General features: G+C 48.8%; 12 protein-coding genes and 1 pseudogene. 3 read left to right on the top strand and 10 right to left on the bottom strand.

What is annotated here, in order from left to right:
• Positions 1 to 59: 59 nt before the first annotated feature.
• From DPA2511_RS21365 to DPA2511_RS08600, 5 genes are all read right to left on the bottom strand, one after another.
• Positions 60 to 1,499, bottom strand: coding sequence for a cyclic peptide export ABC transporter (locus DPA2511_RS21365; RefSeq protein ID WP_226376650.1), 1,440 nt, complete (start codon positions 1,497 to 1,499; stop codon positions 60 to 62).
• A gap of 226 nt (positions 1,500 to 1,725) precedes the next feature.
• A complete protein-coding gene (locus DPA2511_RS08615) occupies positions 1,726 to 4,146 on the bottom strand; it encodes a penicillin acylase family protein (protein WP_012765288.1) in 2,421 nt (806 codons plus the stop codon).
• Positions 4,147 to 4,209: 63 nt separating this feature from the next.
• Positions 4,210 to 5,223 (bottom strand): 2,3-diaminopropionate biosynthesis protein SbnB, encoded by a 1,014-nt coding sequence (gene sbnB / locus DPA2511_RS08610; RefSeq protein WP_012765287.1) that lies wholly within the window; start codon positions 5,221 to 5,223, stop codon positions 4,210 to 4,212.
• Positions 5,220 to 6,212 carry a 2,3-diaminopropionate biosynthesis protein SbnA gene (gene sbnA, locus DPA2511_RS08605; protein WP_012765286.1) on the bottom strand — a complete coding sequence of 331 codons (993 nt, stop codon included), beginning with the start codon at positions 6,210 to 6,212 and terminating at the stop codon, positions 5,220 to 5,222. The genes sbnB and sbnA overlap by 4 nt, the downstream gene beginning before the upstream one ends.
• Complete coding sequence (locus DPA2511_RS08600; protein ID WP_012765285.1) at positions 6,193 to 6,699, bottom strand: GNAT family N-acetyltransferase; 507 nt, start codon at positions 6,697 to 6,699, stop codon at positions 6,193 to 6,195. Before DPA2511_RS08600 ends, sbnA begins: the two co-directional genes overlap by 20 nt.
• A 434-nt stretch (positions 6,700 to 7,133) precedes the next feature.
• Between DPA2511_RS08600 and DPA2511_RS23410 the strand changes: the two genes are divergently transcribed.
• Positions 7,134 to 7,292: a hypothetical protein gene (locus DPA2511_RS23410; RefSeq protein ID WP_153247089.1), complete on the top strand. Its 159-nt coding sequence runs from the start codon at positions 7,134 to 7,136 to the stop codon at positions 7,290 to 7,292.
• Between the two features lie 236 nt (positions 7,293 to 7,528).
• On the opposite strand, the gene DPA2511_RS08595 is transcribed toward DPA2511_RS23410, so the two are convergent.
• The 5 genes and pseudogenes from DPA2511_RS08595 to licT form a co-directional block, all read right to left on the bottom strand.
• Positions 7,529 to 8,716 (bottom strand): alpha/beta hydrolase-fold protein, encoded by a 1,188-nt coding sequence (locus DPA2511_RS08595; RefSeq protein WP_012765284.1) that lies wholly within the window; start codon positions 8,714 to 8,716, stop codon positions 7,529 to 7,531.
• A gap of 67 nt (positions 8,717 to 8,783) precedes the next feature.
• A complete protein-coding gene (locus tag DPA2511_RS08590) occupies positions 8,784 to 10,382 on the bottom strand; it encodes a carbohydrate porin (RefSeq protein WP_012765283.1) in 1,599 nt (532 codons plus the stop codon).
• Positions 10,383 to 10,508: 126 nt separating this feature from the next.
• Positions 10,509 to 11,905: pseudogene (locus DPA2511_RS21360) on the bottom strand (glycoside hydrolase family 1 protein).
• A gap of 30 nt (positions 11,906 to 11,935) precedes the next feature.
• Positions 11,936 to 13,846, bottom strand: a complete 1,911-nt coding sequence (gene bglF, locus DPA2511_RS08580; protein WP_012765281.1) for a PTS beta-glucoside transporter subunit IIABC — start codon at positions 13,844 to 13,846, stop codon at positions 11,936 to 11,938.
• Positions 13,847 to 14,103: 257 nt separating this feature from the next.
• A complete protein-coding gene (gene licT / locus DPA2511_RS08575; RefSeq protein WP_012765280.1) occupies positions 14,104 to 14,958 on the bottom strand; it encodes a BglG family transcription antiterminator LicT in 855 nt (284 codons plus the stop codon).
• Positions 14,959 to 15,613: 655 nt separating this feature from the next.
• On the opposite strand from licT, the gene pykF reads away from it, so the two are divergent.
• Together pykF and DPA2511_RS08560 are read left to right on the top strand one after the other, a co-directional pair.
• Positions 15,614 to 17,023 carry a pyruvate kinase PykF gene (pykF, locus tag DPA2511_RS08565; protein WP_012765278.1) on the top strand — a complete coding sequence of 470 codons (1,410 nt, stop codon included), beginning with the start codon at positions 15,614 to 15,616 and terminating at the stop codon, positions 17,021 to 17,023.
• Positions 17,024 to 17,338: 315 nt separating this feature from the next.
• Positions 17,339 to 17,575, top strand: coding sequence for a major outer membrane lipoprotein (locus DPA2511_RS08560; protein ID WP_012765277.1), 237 nt, complete (start codon positions 17,339 to 17,341; stop codon positions 17,573 to 17,575).
• The last annotated feature ends 6 nt before the right edge of the window (positions 17,576 to 17,581 follow it).

Here is a 17,581-nt window from a genome sequence, read left to right as displayed (position 1 = left end):
TAAGTAATAAGTAATAAAGTGATACCAACGAAAAATAATAATGTGCGTTCATAACGCCACTATCTCAGTGGCGTCATCATTCCCGAGTCCATTCTGAAAACACGATCCGCCAGATGAAAATAGTGATCGTCATGGGTAATGACGACGACCGTTTTTCCGCGCTGCTTCATTTCTGGCAGAATTTTTTCATAAAATATGCGCTTGAATTCCGGATCCTGATCGGCGGCCCATTCATCAAAAAGATAAATATCCTTGTTATCGAGCAACACCGTGAGTAATGCCAATCTCTTTCTTTGGCCGTCTGAGAGTGATGTCGTCGAAAATACGCCTGACTCAATACTGACCTTATGGGAAAGCCCCAGGCTCTTTAAATAGCCGTCGATCTCAAGGCCACTCTTATCCGACGCAATCAGTAGTGAATCAAAAAGATGATAGTCGGAATAAATACACCCAATATGCTGCCTGACCGCGTCACGATTGCTGTCATCGACAGCCTGCCCGTCCACCGTGATCAGCCCCTGGCTGGGTAAATAGTGCTGGGTAATCAGTTTTGCCAACGTAGATTTGCCGCACCCGTTGCCGCCGACGATATACACCAGTTCCCCGCGCCGCAGCGTGAAATTGACCGGGCCGACGCTAAACACGGCATCCTGATCGTGCGCCACATATTTATACGCCACATCGCTGAAGGTCATTTCCTGCCAGGGCATCAGCGTTCCATCGCTGCCGATCGTAGATTCGGCAGGCATCACGCTGATAATCTCCTTTATCTTCTTCATGGAAATAGCAGCGAGAGTCACGTTGTGGACATTATTTATAATGACGCTGATAGGCGCAGTGATATACAGCAATGTCATGATGACAGCGATCTGCTCCTGTACCGTGATCGCATGATAATTACCAAATATAAACATGGTAAACCCAATCACAAAAAAGCTGAGCAAATCGCCATAGTTCACCGCAATCGCCAATATAGTTTGGCCTTTCTTTTCATTACGGGCGATATTATCTTCGACGGCATTCAATATATTTTGATGAAAATAACCACGCTTGGCGCGATCAAGCTTTAACTCCTTAGCGCCTCGAACCAAAGCAATATTAAAGTTGCGTAGTTCATCAACCTGATTGCGTGTTTTCACCAGATAATGCCGGGAAAAATAAATGGGTATCTGATAAGTCAATACACCAAAGGCTATGGCCTTCATAATAAAAAAGACAATTTCATTGTTGACGACATACAGATAAAACATCATGCCCATCACCGTCACCATACTGATAACGATCGTCGGAATTGTCTTGGCGCCCTGAATCACCTGCATCACATCGGTCGTTAAGAGGGTGGTAATCCTTGCCAGCCCGAGCCGTTCAAGATCGACAATGCTTAACAGGCTGATTTTGTGATAAATATCCTTACGCAACGTTCTGGCGAAATCAATACCGACATGAATAAGAAGAATTTCCGATATCGAGGTAAAACACAGAATCAAGGCAATCGACATCGCGAACAGGAATGCGAGACGATAATTGGAAACGGCCACGCCTAATACGGAAATTGTCTTTTCATCAATAACGCTGAGTGACGGCGGCAACGCATGTAACCCGCTCAATGTCAGCGGGATTAACAACGCATATATCACCCCCGCCAACACACCGAAAAACACCGACAGTAATACCCGATTGGGAGCACTATGGCTGAAACTCCTGAATAATCCCACAGACAGCCCCTTATTGATTCACGCCACTGGTGAAATTATCTCTAATTTCAAAAAACGTGAATGTATTGAACGGTTTCACCATATCCCGGTAATGTTCGCTCATGATATTTCCGGATTGTCCCGTTGAGTTGATATATTGCGTGCTTATTTTTTCTGGTTTAACGTCGATAATCATTCTGAAGCTGGCGCCCAATTTTTGGTCATAGCCTTTTGATAAATCAAAATTCATATCAGCCACATTAATGGCATCCGGCGAGCCGCCATTATCGATTCGGGTGCTAAAAATATTGTCGAGAAACCGAACGGTGCTAAACAGGCTATGTTCATAATAGCTGGAATGCAGATGGCCCCATTGCCAGCGATCCATATTATCGCCCCGCATTCTGCCCAACTCATCAAGCGCCTGATCGAGGGATTTCACCAGGACATCCTGGCAATGATGCCATGACGCTTGTCGGCCAAATTCCTGGCAGGCGTCATTATCGCGCTCAAGCATTTTGACCAGCGAAGACAGCGGAATATAGGTGCCCAGTTCACTCATCAACGCATTCTTTTCATCGTCGCCCCAGGATTTAGGCCACGCATCCACGACCATATTCATGCGCAGATGCCGCGCCCAACTGACAATCAGCGTGGCCGCGACGCTTTCCCGGTTCATATCGCCATCCCACGCGGCCAATGTCTCTATCGCCATCCGCTGACGTTCGCTGGCCGGGTGCGTTTTCTTCACCACCGCGTGACGAAAGGCGGCGATATTTCGATCCAGCGTATCCCGTTGGATGGCGATCATATCTTCGCTCGTTATCCGGTTTCCCGATTTAACGATCCTGTCGCCAAGCAGCTCGACAATGCGGTCTTTACGTGTCGGCGGCGCCCAATCGTGAGAAATAAAATGCGGGTATGCCGGATGAGTCACCTCATTGTTGGCGGACACAATAAAACCTGAATCCGGATTCCAACTCACCGGCAGTTCGTTAAACGGAATATAACCTTTCCAGTCATTACCGCTGTTCTCGCCCGGCAACGGCAGCTCACCATAACCAGCGCCCCGCATCGGAATCGCCCCGGCGCTCACCATCCCAATATTATTTTGCGTATCGGCATACAGGAGATTGAGCGCAGGCGCCACCAACAGCCGCACCGCCGACTGAAACGACGGCCAGTCATGGGCATAATTGATCCCCATGAAGGCCATATAGCTGGTGTCATCAGGATCCAACGCCGTCCATCTCAGGGACAGCGTCTGGCGAACATTGGGGAACAGCGCGCTGACTACCGGGCCGTGGCGCGTTTCCTGCACGGTTAGCGTAACGTCTTTCAGCGGCGGATAGAGCCTATCGGGAATACCGCTACGCACCCGAATCGACTCCACCCTCTGGCTAAACGGCAGCCACTGGTTGTCCGCTTTATAGCGGGAAGGCTCGCCCGGTTTGACGGTTTCGGCATACAAATCCTCCACATCGGCGGTGAGAGCCGTTCCGCCCCAGGCAATATGTTGGTTGCTGCCGAAAATAACGAGTGGGATGCCTATCAGGCTCATGCCCTGAGTGTGCAATTTCGCGCCGTTTTGCGACACGACATACCACGGCGAAGGCTGCTGCAATCCCAAATGCGGGTCATTCGCCATCAGCGGATATCCTGTCTGAGTATGCGCACCCGATACCACCCAGGCATTACTGCCGACCCCGGTTCCCCCCGTACCAAAATACGGCAATAACGGCTTGATGCCGTTAACACCCAGCAGCGCAGTGTTTCTCGTAGGATCAAGGTTGGCGACACGATCCGGCGGCGCAGAGACATAGGCCGGGAAAAGCAACCTAAGCTGCTCGTGGCTCAGGCTTTCCGCGGCCATCTCATACTGTATTTCCTTGAACATGTTGCCCCCCAGATCGAGGGCAAACATTTTGACCCACGCCAGAGAATCAATAGGCGTCCACGCTTCCGGCTTCATTCCCAGCAAAATAAATTCCGGAGGCAAGGTTCGTTGTTGCTTCATCGCCTGATTGACGCCTGCCGCATAGGCGACCAGCGAATCCTGAGCTGGTCGATCCAGCCGCGTCCATGCCTGCTGGGCCGCACGATAAATCCCCAACGTTCTGATGAAAATGTCACTCTTCATCCCTTTCTCGCCGAGCATCTCACTTAATCGTCCCTGAACAATGCGTTGCTGCAAGGTCAGTTGCCACAAACGATCCTGCGCCTGAACATACCCCATCGCAAAATAGATGCTATTGTCATCATCGGATGAGAGATAAACCACGCCATTACGATCTCTTTTTACTGCAACATCATGATAACCTTGCCCTGCAAGCGTAAAATTTTCGACAGCAGGTAGACTGCGAAGAAAATAGAGATAACTCAAAAAGCAAATGGCAATCGCGGGCAATAAAATAAAGACCACAACTCGTAGTAATACAGGACAGCGCTTCATGTTGCTCTCAATTAATGATGATATAGCTCATTCCCAAACTTAATATTCAGGCGGCAATCGCGTTTATCTCGCCATATCAGGGAAGAACCCCGGAATGGAATGGCACAGTCCTTCATGCGTTGCCCGTTGATGTAAATAAGCTGCAACAGCCAAATCCAGCACACCGAGACCAAAAGGCGAGAAAATTATTGGCCGATTTTCTCGCAATTGAAATTTGCTATTCATTAATCCAGCCAGGGTACCGTCGACAAAATCCCGCCCGCCGCTGATTTGCTCTGCCAGATGGGGTGATGTATTCGCTTTCATGCAATGTTCTACATCATCGAAAACATTCACTGAACGCAAAATAATCTCAGGGCCAATATCCCTCAGTGAAATATTTAATACTATTTGATTATTTTTTATTGCATCAGGCGCCGTGATATACGGTGTGCCAGCATTGGTAGCCAAGACAATAATCTCTGCCTCATCCATGGCAGCCGTCAGGCTATTGACCGCCGTAGCCTGATATCCATGAGCGCCAGTGATATAGCGTGCAAATTTCTCAGCATCCGGCAAGGTAATATCATGAGCAACAACCTGATCGATACGCCAATGTTCTGCACGAAAAAAATCAGCGATCTTTCTGGCAATAACGCCAGTACCAATAAATGCTATTTTTCTGGCAACCTTGCGATCGTTTTTCAGCGTATTCGCAGCGAGAACAGCCGATGCTGCGGTACGGAATGCACTGATTTGTGATGCTTCCAGTAATGCAAAAGGATACCCGGTTTCATAATCATTCAAAGCAATGATTGCAGATGCACGCTGTATATTTTTTTCTAAATTCTTAGGGTAGCTGGCAATCCATTTTATTCCCGCCACCGCATCAACACCTCGTCTCGCTGCCGGCAATGCGATAATTCTGGCTTCCGGTTTATCATTAAACCGCAGGAAATAACTGTCAGGATTATTGGTTATGCCTTCTTCATGGAGTAAATAAGTTTCCCGGACAATCCGCATAATTTCACGGTAAGAATCGGCAAGGAGTGCGGTAATGGTTTCACCAGAGACTACATCAAACTTCAAATTATTCATTCAGCAATTGCTCCTGAAAAGGCATCACAACGGGATAATTCGTTTAGCGACAACAAGCCTTTTTGTTGACACCATTCATCGGAATAGATGGTATCGATGTAGCGTTCTCCGCCGTCCGGGCTAATCATAACAACCACCGAACCCGCCGGGATTTTATGGCTATACTCCTGAATCGCAGTCAGTACGGTTCCGGTTGATCCGCCCGCGAGAAAACCGTAGCGCCGGGCAACCGACCGGCAGGTCTGCACGGTATCTATTTCAGATACCTGAACCATGTCGAACAAATCCTTACTGTCGAATAATGGCGGGGGAACGCTGGCGCCCATACCAGGAATATAACGGGGTGCCGGCGGGGTGCCAAAAATAACGGAGCCCTTAGTATCAACAGCAATAATTTTTGTTGCTGGAGATTCCTCCGTGATGGTTTTCACACATCCCATCAATGTACCTGCAGTTCCCGCTGCAATAAAAAGATAGTCAATGTTCGGAAATTCATTCAATAACTCTCTGGCCGTCAGGTTTGCGTGCGCGTCTCTATTAGCAAGACTTTCATATTGATTGGTCCACACCAGGCTATTATCTGATATCAATCTTTTCCTGATATAATTGAGCCTGCCGCCCAGATACCCTCTTTCAGGATCAGGTTTATCGATGACAATAACTTCGGCACCATAGGCTTTCATTACTTTGATGGTATGAGGCAGCGTGTTTTTATCGGCAACGCATGTAAATTTATACTGTCTTGCAGCACAGATAATACTTAATGCAATACCCAAATTGCCTGAACTGGATTCAATAACGTTTTTTTTCTCTTTTAATCCGAGGTTTTTTTCTGCCGCATTTATTAGTGCTATAGCCGTTTTTATTTTTATCGAGCCTCCGGGATTCATGTTTTCTATTTTAACATGAACACTATTGTTTTTGATGAAATCGTTAATCTCTAAAAAAGCGTGACCATCATTAACATTCTCAGCTGTTTGATATCTCATTCTCTCCAACCTTTGGGGTTATTTTGTGAACCATATTTATACCGGTAATATCAAAACCTGCTTTCTTGTATAACCCGATTGCCATCTGATTATCAGGCTCAACACGTAGTTTTATCGTAGTCACATTTGAACATTCGAGCATGGATATCAAATAGCACATAGATTCATAGCCTATCTTTTTATTACGATATTCTTGAGAAATATAGAAATCCATAATAAACACTGACTGCTCCCTGGGGGAGTAAAGCAGCCATATATAACCAACATGACAGGGTTCACCCTTTAGATCTTTGGTGATTCGTAGAAGAGAGTTATTTTGCTCTGGATGATTATCCGAAAATGAGGAATTAAAAGTATCAATCGCTTTTTTATGAGCTTCCGACTGTTCGAGATGATGATTTTTGATGAGATCATTTCGATATTCTTCAACAAAAATATTGCGATATGCACCAATATCATTACCCGTGCATTCTGTCAGAACTAACACTCTGTCACCTCTTCCTGAGTTTAGGAATAAATAAAATCCTTTTGGTAAAACCCAACGTGTCGTGCGGGAAAAACATTAACAGTTATAATGTATTTATTCTATCCTCCATTTTTTCATAAAAATACAAAGCGCTAAAAAATGTAAAACAAAAAAATTAAGTTTCAATAAATAAGAGAAAATATCAAACAGAAAGAAAACTTATCCGGACATAAGCAAAAAAAAGTTTTTTATATTGGTACTATGTCAAGTTAATGTGATTTATGAATAAGTTATTTTTGTCCGTGCGGTAATGTGGAATTATTCACTTCAACATATTGTTTTTATTATGTTTTTATTGCTTGAAATTATAGAACAACCGGATTATGTACTGAATAACGCCAGACGCTAGCCTTTTAAGGCAAGGCCGATTAGACACCTTGTCACACGGCAAGTCAGTGAATCCCGAGGGGTTGACTACGGTAACGGGGGTGAAAGGCAACGCCGCGGCGGCAACGTTGAGCGCCGCGGGCGGCGGCAGCGAAGAGACACAAGGGGTTCGACGTTGTGGTTGTGGTTGTGGTTGTGGTTGTGGTTGTGGTTGTGGTTGTGGTTGATGCCGCCGTCGCGTCTGCCGGCGCGCAGTGTATCGCCCACTCGTCAATGTGCCGACAGGCGCGGAGCAGGCCATCGTCGAAGACAAGCGACGCGCTGCACCATGAGGGCTGTCAGCGCATCGTGCGCAGCGATCAGCCCTCTTACGATCATCGCATCACCGGGTGTGAACCACGGCAAAGCCATCGTCCACGTTGTTGTCGGCAGCACGACTGGCCATCACCCGGGGATGTTTCCGTTATTTGAAAATCTTCTGCACAAACTCGGCGTATGCCGGGCGCCAGACATCCATTTCATGTCCCAAACCGGGGTACTGCGTGTAATCAAACCTGACACCCTGCTGTTCCAGCAGTTTCTTCAGGCCGGCAATGTCTTTTCCGGTAACGGAATCTTTTTCGCCGACAGCCACAGTGAAGTTGCGCAGTTGCTGATTAACCTGCTGTGCTTTCGCCAACTGAGCAGAGACCAGTGCGTTGGGAACCGTCTCGGTAGTAACGCCGCTAAACGTCGCCAGCCAACCGAAATGATCCAGATGGCTCATACCGGAGACCAGCGCCTGATACCCGCCCTGAGACAACCCGGCCAATGCGCGACCGTTGGCGTCATGCCTTACGTTGTAGCGCTGACTGATCAGCGGGATGATGTCGTGAATCAACTCCCGATCGGCCGCCGCCGCATTACGCGGGTAGAAGGTTTTACGCCGTTCCTGGGGTGGGAAATCCTCCGCGACGGCATCCGCGACTTCGGTTTCCGTATCGGGGATCACCACCAGCATGGGGGCGATTTTTTTCTCCGCCAGCAAGTTATCCATGATCTGCGGGATCCGTCCCTGCGCCACCGCAGAACTCCCGGTATCGCCAAACCCATGATAGAAATAGAGCACCGGTAACGGTTTGCTGTCTTTATCGCTGTATCCCGGCGGCGTCCAGACATAGAGCTGACGTTCCGCTTTCAGCGTACTGGAATGATAAGTAACGGTGCGCAGATCGCCGTGCGGCACCGGGCGAATGTCCAGCAGACTGCCCGGTACCAGAATCATGCTGGTGTTGACCTGACGCTGCGGCTTGGGCAGCGCGCTGCCGGTATCACCGCTGCGAAAACCATCCACATTGAAGAAATATTCATACAGGTTGGGCTTCATCGGCGCACTGCTAAAAGACCACACACCCAGCGCGTTCTTGCTCATAGGATGAACCACCCAGCTTTCCGGCGTGGCGCCAGTGATGACGCTGACCGATTTGGCCTCCGGCGCAAACAAACGGAAGGTAATGCTGTGGTCTGGGTTGACCTGCGAAACATAGTCACGGGTCGCTACATCCATCCGTGGAAATGCCGGGATACCGCTCGGTAAGGCATTCGCCATCATCGGCGCCAGCAGGCTCAAGCTTGAGATCAACAGGTACAGACAGGTTTTTCTCGTTCTCATCGTTACAACCTCTTAACACGTTAAACAGGGTAAGTATGTGCTTATCGTTCAACACGGCCACACGGCATTACCACCAGACTTCCGCCTGTACGCCCACGGTGAACTGGTTTTTCTTACTGTCCGCAAAAGTGAATTGATCCAAATCGTTATCCAGCACCCGGAGATAAGTCCCGTAGAAACGGATTTCCGGACGAGAGTTAAACATGCTGGTATCCACCTTGAGGGTGTGGAACAACGTGGTCTTATAACCAGACTCGGTGAAGTATTTACCGGATTGGTTCTTATTGCTTTGGGTGAAATAGCCGGTCTCAACCCCGGTCTGGTTATAGTTATCCCAGATATACGCCGGACGAACCACCGCACGCATGCTGTCAAAGTCGGTGTGCGCACCGGTATCATAGCTATACACATCCTGACCACGGATATACACCAGCGCGCTGGCCATAATCACATCAGGGCGCAGGTACATTTCCCCTTGTGAAATCAGGCGCAACGCCGTTCCCCCCGAATGATCGCCATAATACCGACCATTGACCGCCACAAACGGGCTCGATCCCGCATAACGCGCCAAACTGCTGGCGATGGAGTTATTCGCCATCTGCGCGGTGAACTCGTTGAACCCGTTGTTCGGCAATGCCTGACGCAGAACCACGCCACCCAGCCACGAATCCTTCAGCGGGAAATAGTTATTGCTGCTCTCGTTATTTTTCTGGGTGTCGTTCTTGTTGGCCATGGCGTACTTGCCAAGCACCATCAGGCTAGCGCCGTTCCATAACGGGATCCCTTTATAACGGGCCTCCACCGCATTGGTGTTCAGCGTCTGGTATTTGGTCAGGTCACGGTTGTAAACATCCAGATCTTCGCGCGTCAGAGCGATATCCACCGAGCCGATGCCCGCCTTCAGGTTCTCGATCCCAACGCCCGCCGCGGCGTCGGTTCTATTGCTCTTCCAGTCCAGCATCTGGATTTCGTACACCGGCAGGGCATGTTTGCCCACCCAGAAATCCGCTTCGGGCGCAAATGGCAGGAACCCTTTGGTCGTCAGGTAAATATCCGAGAACTGCAGTTTATTTTCATTGCTGCTGTCTTCGCCGAACCAGGCGCCGGAGTACGACTGCCCCACGTTGCCGTCCAGTTTGATGACGCCATACGCCGTTTTACCGTCTTTGTTGTACACCCGCTGTTTCAGTATCAGGTCATACCAACTGGTGTGTTCATTGCCGAACCGACCCAGCGAGCCAATAGCCCAGGATTTCGGCGCGCCTTTCGTCCCCGTTGCCCATCCTGAGCGGAAATAGCCGGAATAGGTAAAACCGATATCCTCTTTAACATACTGACTCAGTTCATGCAGCGTCATGGATTGCGTGGGTGATAAGCCTGCCGCCGCCGTTCCGGGCGCAGATGCGCCATTGTCGGTTTTCGCCGCAGCGGTTGAGGCTGTTTTCGCCGCCGTACCGCTTTCAGCCGATTTATCTCTCACCAGTACGATATTTTTATTATTTTTTTTCTCCTGCTCTTTATATCGCTGTAATTCAAGCTTCGTATCCTGAAGATCTTTTTCCAGCGCAGCCAGACGCTCCTCTACCGACATGGGGGCAGACAACGCCGAATAGGAGACCGGATACAACAGGCTTAATATCAGCAGATAACTCTTTTTTATTTTCATAATGACCTTCCCTATTATGTGGAAATTGACCCGCAATAAAAATGGACATCACACTCATTGGTATTTTTCGGGCAAACGCTACCCTGCGGATAATCATCACCCGCAGAGTAAAGTTACTTTTAACTATTATTTTTTGAGCATGTCACCTTTACTGGAAATAACCGATTGATACCAGAAAAAGCTTTTCTTCCGCTTCCGCTCCAAACTACCATTACCCTGATCGTCACGATCAACATAGATAAACCCATAGCGCTTCGATATTTCCGCTTTGGATGCGCTGACCAGGTCTATCGGCCCCCAACAGGTATATCCCAATACATCGACGCCATCCTCAATCGCTTCGCCGACCTGCACCAGATGATCATTCAGGTATTTAATGCGATAGTCATCATTAATTGAACCGTCCGCTTCAATATTATCTCTGGCGCCAAGACCATTCTCGACAATAAATAATGGTTTTTGGTAACGGTCATACAGGAAATTTAATAAATACCGTAATCCTTCCGGATCGATTTGCCATCCCCACTCCGAACTTTCTAAATAAGGGTTCGGTACCATGTTTAATATATTGGCGCGCGCTTTTTCCACTTCGGCTTCATCGGCGCTAACGCACCCCGTCATGTAATAGCTGAAAGAGATGAAATCAACGGTCGATTGCAAATCAAGACGATCCTGCTCGGTAATATCCAGCGTGATGTTTTTTCTTTGAAAAAACGACGCATATATGCAGGATAAGCGCCCCGCACCTGAACATCGCCGAAAAACAGCCATTCCCGGTTCTGATGCAGGCTTTCCATGACATCCTGCGGTTTACAGGTCAACGGATAGAGCAATGCGCCCAGCATCATGTTGCCGATACGGGCATCGGGGATAATATCGTGACACGCCTTAACCGCCCGGGCGCTGGCGACCAGCTGATGGTGAATCGCCTGATAAATGGCCGGCAGCTCACTGCCCCGCGCCAGTCCGACACCGGTAAAGGGCTCATGCAGGGACATATTGATTTCATTGAACGTCAGCCACAGTTTCACCTTGTGCTGATAACGTTGAAAAACAGTACGCGCATAGCGTTCAAAACAGTCAATGGTCTGGCGGTTGCCCCAGCCGCCGTGGTTCTGCACCAGACCGTAAGGCATTTCATAATGCGATAGCGTCACCAGCGGCTGAATACCGTATCTGGCTAGCTCGTCGAACAGACGATCATAAAAGGCCAGTCCCGCCTCATTGGGTTGTGTTTCATCCCCCTGTGGGAAAATACGTGTCCAGGCGATGGACACACGCAGGCAGGAAAAACCCATTTCCGCAAACAACGCAATATCCTGCGGATAGCGGTGATAAAAATCGATTGCGACATCCTTAAGGGAAAAATCCCCGGAATGACGCGCCTTGATATCGCCAAAAATGCCCTGGGGCTGCAAATCAGACGTGGAAAGCCCTTTTCCATCATCCAGATAGGCACCTTCGACCTGATTGGCGGCGATAGCGCCGCCCCACAGGAAATGTTCAGGGAAAATACTGCTCATCGATCTACTCCTTTCCTTACATACAACGATTCAGTTCAGCAACGCCATCAACGGCGTCTTCGCCTGTACCGGCCCTGTCGCCATCGGCAATACCGAGGCATAGTCGTCGCTATTGGTAATAACGATGGGGGTGGTGGTGTCGTATCCCTCGGCGGCAATCGCCTGTTGATCGAATTCCAGCAACAAATCCCCCGGACTGACCTGGTCGCCGACATTGACGTGCGGTGTAAAGTGGCGTCCATCCAGCTTAACGGTGTCGATCCCTACATGAATCAACACTTCCGCGCCGCCGGCTGAGGCCAGCCCAATAGCATGGTGCGTTTTAAAGAGTGAGGCGACGGTTCCCGCAACCGGCGAATAGAGCCGGCCTTCGGTCGGTTGAATGGCGATGCCGCTGCCCATCAACCCACTGGCGAAAGTGCGATCATCAATGCTTTCCAGGGGGATGGCCGTACCGGTCAGCGGGCTTTGCAGTGTTTCATCCTGCACGCCAGCCGCGTCGGGTATGTCAGCCGTCGAACCGGAATCGCCCGATGCCGACAAAGGCGCTGGCGGTACGCTCTGAACGCTTGCTGACGGAATACCCACCGCCCAACTGGCGATGCCGGCGAAGAAAAACGCCACCAACGTACCTATCACACCCGCCCAGAAACTGCTGTCGATACCCGCGGCGGGGATGATCTGCGTGAAGGTGAAAATACTCGGCAGACCAAAGGAATAGATGGTGGTATGGAAATATCCCATGATCGCCGCGCCGATGGCGCCGCCGATACAGCCGAAGATAAACGGCCGACGTAACGGCAGCGTCACACCGTATACCGCCGGTTCGGTGATGCCGAATATCGCTGCGGAAAACGCAGAACCGGCAATCCCTTTCTGTTTCATATCGCGGGTACGCAGCAGGATCCCAAGCGTTGCCCCTGCCTGCCCTAATACCGCTGGCGTTAACAGCGGCAACAGCGTGTCATGGCCCATCACGCTCAGATTATTGAGCATCAACGGAACAAATCCCCAGTGCAGCCCGAAAATCACGCACACCTGCCACATCGCCCCCATGACCGCGCCGGCCAGCAACGAGTTGAGGCTATACAACCATTGATAGCCGGCAGCTAGCGTTTGGCTGAGCCAGGTGGCGCTGGGCCCAATCAGCAGGAACGTCAAGGGTACCGTGATCACCACGCACAGCAATGGCGTAAAGAAATTACGGATATTGGCATGCAACACGGCGTTCAGCGGTTTTTCCAACTTACTGGCGACCCAACTGGCGAAAATAATCGGAATAACCGATGAGCTGTAATTCAGGAACGTGATAGGAATACCCAGAAAATACAGCATCTGGTGATCCGCCGATTGCATGGTATTAAATGCAGCGATCATCGACGGGTGAACCAGCGTGGCACCAATGACCATAGAAGTGAAAGGATTGCCGCCGAATTTTTTCCCGGAGGTATAACCCAGAATAACCGGAAAGAAATAAAACAACGCATCGCTGGCGGCAAATAATAATTTATACGTGCCGCCGCTTTCCTGCATAAACCCGATCGCCAGACTTAATGCCAGAAAGCCTTTCAAAATACCCGATGCGGCCATGACGCCGATAAAAGGCGTAAATATACCTGAAATAATATCGATAAATCGTTCGAACAGATTTCCCTTTTTACCTTCGTCGGTCATGGCATTATCACCGTCCTGTTCGATACCGGAAACTGTCAACAGAGCCTGATAAACATCACTGACATGGTTGCCGACGACGACCTGGAACTGTCCGCCGCTTTCTACCACCATAATCACGCCCGGATTATTCTTTAATACTGTTGCATTGGCTCTGGCGTCATCCTTAAGTTTAAATCTCAGCCTGGTCGCACAGTGCATTACGCTGCTGATATTACTTTTCCCGCCAACGCCTTCCATTATTTCACTGGCTAACGTTTCGTATTTCATGGATACATCCTTAATACTCATTCACTGCTCAGGTAAACCCTGATCACATCAGGTGCCCGACGCTGTTTTAAGACAAAAAAAACCCAAACCGTTTTCCTTGGAATAATGCATCCAGGGGAACTGGTTTAGGTTTTGCCTGTATTCTTATTGAGAATGACAGTAACAATCCAGATTGTGCTACCGGCAGATTACCGGTTAATTTTCTGCTGACAAGCTTTTTTATTTCCCATCAGCAGTTTTGTGAACTTACGCAATATTTATTCTTCCGGCTCCACACCCTGCCATTCCGCTCTGACTCGTTCGATATGAATAGTCAGAAACATTAATTCTTCTTTGGTCAAAGAATAATGATAATGCTGAAAAATGTGACCTTGTATTTTCTCAGCACACCGATAGGCCAGGATGTATTTCTCCCTCACTACGTCATGCAGGGATTCATCATCGCTGAATACCGTACTATTTCCCATCAAACGTTGAGCAAAAAATTTCAGATGCGTAATAAAACGGTGATAACTGAATGATTGTTCGTTGTAATCAATATTCAGTTGGTATTTAACGATATTCAGAATTTCCTGCGTTACCCGGGTTATCTGGATAACTTCAGGCATATGGCTGTCCAATTGCGCATTCACCAGATGCAGCGCGATAAACCCCGCTTCGTCCTCCGGCAACCTTACGCCCAGGCGCTGCGCTATGATGTCAAGCGCTTCCAGACCTACCAAAAACTCCTTTTGATACAATCGCTTGATTTCCCACAACAGACCATTGCGGATATCAATGCCCTGTCGGTGTCGTTCAATCGCAAAATGGCAATGATCGGTCAGGGAAATATAAATACTATTTTGCAATTTGACGGATAGCCGCTCCTGCGCCAGCGTGATGATTCTGTCTGCCGTCGTTACGACATCAAGCGGGATGCCGTCCAGTATTTCCCCCAGCCGGGCAGTTAACTCGCTACTGCGCAGTGAAAATACTTTTTCAATCAACCCACTATCAATGCTATCGCCAATCCGTTTCTTAAAACCCAATCCACGCCCCATCACTACTTGTTCATTCTGATGTTCATCGATGACGGTCACGACGTTATTGTTAAGTATTTTGGCTATTTTCATTTTCTGAGCCCTGGAAACAAAAAAACCAGACAATCGCATCAGTTGGCGATCATCTGGTTTTGCCTGCCAATGGCAGTAACAACCCTCTTTGGCTATAAACTACCATCAGCCCGCGCCAGCTCAATATTGAACAGCCAGAAACGTGATGCAGATCGACACAAAAACAAATTTTTCACAAGCCGTTTTTTTCTGTTCATTATCAACATCGGTACGCCGACGATACGGACAGTGACGCCGAAGGAACTTTCTCTATCGCAGAACAAGTTTTAGGGCATTTGCGCAACAAGTTTGTGTAAAAGTAATAAATCGTGCATTTTTTTGCGCAAAAGCACGAAAATAGACGTTTTCCTCCGTTTAAGCGCTTGTTTCTCTTTGCATGATAACTATAATACGGAACGTCGTTTCATTGAATGGTTTCAGCGAATCACGTGCCACGATCAATAACATTTCATACATGGGTATTGCCTCTGTTTTTTTCCTTTAATATTCAGGGCGATCCTACACACGCGCTTCTCTGTTACGCAACGACTGTCATATACGCTATCTATACTCTCTATTTACCTGCGATTACGTACAAATCACGCCCGGTGGCAGACGCTGTCAGCCACCGGGCTCCTGCTTTCCTATCCATCACAACTTGTAGAAACTGACCGTTATGAAAAAGACTAAAATCGTTTGTACTATCGGCCCGAAAACCGAATCAGAGGAAATGCTGGGCAAGATGCTGAACGCGGGCATGAATGTCATGCGCCTCAATTTCTCTCACGGCGACTATGAAGAGCACGGACAGCGCATCAAAAACCTGCGTGCTATTGTCGAAAAAACCGGGAAGAAAGCAGCCATTCTGCTCGATACCAAAGGCCCGGAAATCCGTACCATGAAACTGGAAAACGGCGCGGATGCGACGTTGGTTGCCGGGCAAACGTTCACATTTACCACCGATCAGAGCGTCATCGGCAATACCGAGCGTGTTGCAGTCACTTACGCCGGTTTCGCCAGCGATCTGCAGGTTGGTAATACCGTACTGGTCGACGATGGTTTGATTGGCATGGAAGTGACTGCCATCAAAGGTGGCGAAGTCGTCTGTAAAGTGCTCAACAACGGCGATCTGGGCGAAAACAAAGGCGTCAATTTGCCCGGCGTTTCCATCCAGTTGCCGGCCCTCGCCGAAAAAGATAAACGCGATCTGATCTTCGGCTGCGAACAGGGCGTAGATTTCGTGGCCGCCTCCTTTATCCGTAAGCGTTCAGACGTTGAAGAGATTCGCGCCCACCTGAAACAGCACGGCGGCGAACATATCCAGATCATTTCCAAAATTGAAAATCAGGAAGGCCTGAACAATTTTGACGACATCCTGGAGGCATCCGACGGCATCATGGTCGCTCGCGGCGATCTGGGCGTTGAAATTCCAGTCGAAGAAGTCATTTTCGCTCAGAAGATGATGATCGAGAAATGCAACCGGGCGCGGAAAGTCGTCATTACTGCAACCCAAATGCTTGATTCCATGATCAAAAACCCACGGCCAACCCGTGCGGAAGCCGGCGACGTTGCCAATGCCATCATTGACGGCACTGATGCAGTCATGCTGTCCGGCGAAAGCGCCAAGGGGAAATACCCGCTGGAAGCCGTCAGCATCATGGCGACCATTTGCGAACGTACCGATAAGGTCATGAAGCCTCGTCTGGAGAAACTGAATCAGAACAAACTGCGTATTACCGAAGCAGTATGCCGCGGCGCAGTAGAAACTGCCGAGCATCTGGACGCACCGTTGATCGTCGTCGCCACCCATGGCGGCAAATCAGCCAAATCAATCCGTAAATACTTCCCGAATGCGCGTATTTTGGCTCTCACCACCAACACCATCACCGCTCGTCAGTTGCTGCTGACTAAAGGTGTTGAAACTCAGTTAGTGGACGAGATCGCGTCTACCGACGATTTCTATCGCATCGGTAAAGAAGCCGCGCTGAACAGCGGTTTCGCGCAACCAGGCGATGTCGTAGTGATGGTTTCCGGCGCACTGGTCGCCAGCGGTACGACCAATACGGCATCAGTACATCGCCTGTAATCAGGTAATGAGAACGCTTATTAAAAAAGCGCCCAGTCGGGCGCTTTTTTTTATTCTCGCTGATGTCCGGTATTAATCTACACCCGTTACAGTTATACAAAATTAGTATATCAACAAAAATCAAGACCAGAAGAATCTGATAAAACTCCCCTGTTTTTCTTGCTTTTTTTAACCTGTTTGTAAAACTCGATGATTCTTTGAGCGAACGATCAAAATTAAGCATGTTCCCATCAAAAATTTATTCTCATCAGAAAAAGGTTTGTGTAATACTTGTAACGCTACATGGAGATTAACTCAATTTAGAGGGTATTAATAATGAATCGTACTAAACTGGTACTGGGCGCGGTAATCCTGGGTTCAACTCTGCTGGCTGGTTGTTCCAGCAACGCTAAACTGGATCAGCTGTCTTCTGACGTTTCTTCTCTGAACGACAAAGTATCTGCTCTGACCAGCAAAGTTGACGCTCTGGCTACTGACGTGCAGGCTGCTAAAGATGACGCAGCTCGTGCTAACCAGCGCCTGGACAACCAGGTTCGTACTTACAAGAAGTAAGAGCTG

The organism is Musicola paradisiaca NCPPB 2511 (genome assembly GCF_000400505.1).
GTDB lineage: Bacteria > Pseudomonadota > Gammaproteobacteria > Enterobacterales > Enterobacteriaceae > Musicola > Musicola paradisiaca.
This window is presented reverse-complemented; position numbering and strand designations above follow the sequence as displayed.

What these genes read in the sequence shown, in the direction of transcription:
- DPA2511_RS08595 (WP_012765284.1), bottom strand. Translation starts at nt 8,716, where the DNA reads ATGAGAACGAGAAAAACCTGTCTGTACCTGTTGATCTCAAGCTTGAGC.
- DPA2511_RS08560 (WP_012765277.1), top strand. Translation starts at nt 17,339, where the DNA reads ATGAATCGTACTAAACTGGTACTGGGCGCGGTAATCCTGGGTTCAACT.
- sbnB (WP_012765287.1), bottom strand. Translation starts at nt 5,223, where the DNA reads ATGAATAATTTGAAGTTTGATGTAGTCTCTGGTGAAACCATTACCGCA.
- pykF (WP_012765278.1), top strand. Translation starts at nt 15,614, where the DNA reads ATGAAAAAGACTAAAATCGTTTGTACTATCGGCCCGAAAACCGAATCA.
- DPA2511_RS21365 (WP_226376650.1), bottom strand. Translation starts at nt 1,499, where the DNA reads ATGTCGATTGCCTTGATTCTGTGTTTTACCTCGATATCGGAAATTCTT.
- DPA2511_RS08590 (WP_012765283.1), bottom strand. Translation starts at nt 10,382, where the DNA reads ATGAAAATAAAAAAGAGTTATCTGCTGATATTAAGCCTGTTGTATCCG.
- bglF (WP_012765281.1), bottom strand. Translation starts at nt 13,846, where the DNA reads ATGAAATACGAAACGTTAGCCAGTGAAATAATGGAAGGCGTTGGCGGG.
- licT (WP_012765280.1), bottom strand. Translation starts at nt 14,958, where the DNA reads ATGAAAATAGCCAAAATACTTAACAATAACGTCGTGACCGTCATCGAT.
- sbnA (WP_012765286.1), bottom strand. Translation starts at nt 6,212, where the DNA reads ATGAGATATCAAACAGCTGAGAATGTTAATGATGGTCACGCTTTTTTA.
- DPA2511_RS08615 (WP_012765288.1), bottom strand. Translation starts at nt 4,146, where the DNA reads ATGAAGCGCTGTCCTGTATTACTACGAGTTGTGGTCTTTATTTTATTG.